This window comes from Microcystis sp. LEGE 08355, from assembly GCF_015207185.1.
GTDB lineage: Bacteria > Cyanobacteriota > Cyanobacteriia > Cyanobacteriales > Microcystaceae > Microcystis > Microcystis panniformis.
On sequence record NZ_JADEXI010000811.1, the window covers coordinates 1 to 1626 of the forward strand.

A 1626-nucleotide genomic window follows, 5' to 3' on the forward strand; every position below is an offset into this window, starting at 1 on the left:
CTAAAAATATTCTGCTTAACGAAGGTCTGAGAGCTTGGATGGCTCCCCAAGACCAACCCCACGAAAACTTTATCTTCCCTGAAGAAGTATTACCTCGCGGTAACGCTCTCTAAGGATGGCAAGAAAATTTACCGAATAGGGGGAAGGGTGAAGTTAAATCACCCTTCTTTTTTGTTGATTAACGCACTTCAAGCACTACTACTCATTTTCTGGATACCCCTGTAAGATAAACTAGAGAATTTCTTGGAGATTAAGACAATGTTTCGCCAAATTTTATTATCTAGTCTCGGTTTATTGCTAATTTGTCCCTTGGGGAGCGAGCCAGCAGCGGCCAGAACCACGAGAATTAATTGTGAAAGTCAAAGCGGTCGCACTACTCGCTGTCCCGTCAACGCTAGATGGGCCCAAGTCAGATTAATCCGCACTCGCTCCGCTGCTCCCTGTGAGGGTAATTGGGATTTCGAAAACGGCAATATTGTTGTCAGAAATGGTTGTCGGGGCGAGTTTGAGGTACGCACCGACGACCATCACGGTAATTCTGGTGGCGGTTGGGAAGGTAATGTTTACGAAGAATTTCGCCTCCCCAGTATCGGTCGTTTTGTCGTCGATCGCCGCAGTTATTATGATAGTGGCAGAATTAGAGAATTTGATGCGATCGTTAATGGCAGTCGCGAGCGTTGGTGGGCCAATTGTCGTGGTGGCGAACTCGGCAGCGGTAGTCGTCGCATCCGCTCATCCCGGGAAATTGATCGAGTAGTGGACTTTGTTTGTGAGGATCGGGGTTAAATATAGAAACCAAAACTCTATCTAAAACCTTTTAAAGTTATAGTCATTTCAATTAAGATTGAGAATATCAATCCCAGAGTTCATAAGGGTTTTGTCGGTCTAGACTGTATCAGACTTATCTGAAATGACTATACTCATTTATATAGCTAGATAGCTAAAATGAGTAACTTTTGCTGAAGATAGATTTTAAGAACGCTATCAGGTAAGCTAAGACGCACTTTAACCGCCTATCCTTAGATTACCTGAATCTCTCCCAATCTCTTGACTTGCCTCGAACAGTAGCTTGAGAAAACTAAAATCCTGAAGATAACTGCTGTAAGAAACCCGTTTTCTTGATCTGCTGCTACAATTCAAGTAGATTGGAGGAAAATGTATGGAGCCGGCAAACACCTTAGATGCTCTAATGCTCAAAACCATCATCAAGGAAAGCGTCCGCGAAGTTATGCGGGAAGAATGGTTTAAATTCTTCGAGATGCTGATTCCCTATGTGGATGATATAGAACAAGCTGACATAGAAGCAACCTTTAATCCTGTTGATTACAAAGACGACGGCTTCGTTGATGTTACAGGCTGGTTTAATCGTGAAGATCAGGATCAGTAGATCAGCCAATAAATTTTTGGAGAAACTAGATGCCAATAGCCGAAAATCTGTTTTAACTAAAATTGGTATTCTCAAAACCTGCCTTGAAACTCAAAACGTTTATCCCCCTGAAGAACTTGATATAAAAAAACTTAAAGGTGAGTTAAAAGGATTCTCCAGAATTCGTGTTGGCAAAATGCGAGTTATTTTTGAAATCGTCAAGGAGACAGACGAAATCTTTATTTATGAGATTAACTTTA

At 41.8% G+C, this 1626-nt stretch carries 3 protein-coding genes and 1 pseudogene; all 4 read left to right on the forward strand.

Annotation, left to right across the window (positions count from 1 at the left end; all coding sequences use genetic code 11):
* Positions 1–113 (forward strand): annotated as a pseudogene (locus IQ242_RS24255) (photosystem II protein D2); the annotation flags it as partial.
* Positions 114–258: 145 nt separating this feature from the next.
* On the forward strand, positions 259–786 hold the full coding sequence (locus tag IQ242_RS24260) for a DUF3011 domain-containing protein (protein WP_193961715.1): 528 nt from the start codon (positions 259–261) through the stop codon (positions 784–786).
* A gap of 373 nt (positions 787–1159) precedes the next feature.
* Positions 1160–1387 (forward strand): hypothetical protein, encoded by a 228-nt coding sequence (locus tag IQ242_RS24265; protein WP_193961716.1) that lies wholly within the window; start codon positions 1160–1162, stop codon positions 1385–1387.
* Positions 1347–1626, forward strand: a 280-nt coding sequence (locus IQ242_RS24270) for a type II toxin-antitoxin system RelE/ParE family toxin (protein WP_193961717.1), incomplete at its 3' end; no start/stop codon positions are given. The genes IQ242_RS24265 and IQ242_RS24270, both read left to right, overlap by 41 nt.

Bases quoted from the DNA above. Each gene is read 5' to 3' on its own strand.
- IQ242_RS24265 (WP_193961716.1), top strand. From the start codon at position 1,160: ATGGAGCCGGCAAACACCTTAGATGCTCTAATGCTCAAAACCATCATC.
- IQ242_RS24260 (WP_193961715.1), top strand. From the start codon at position 259: ATGTTTCGCCAAATTTTATTATCTAGTCTCGGTTTATTGCTAATTTGT.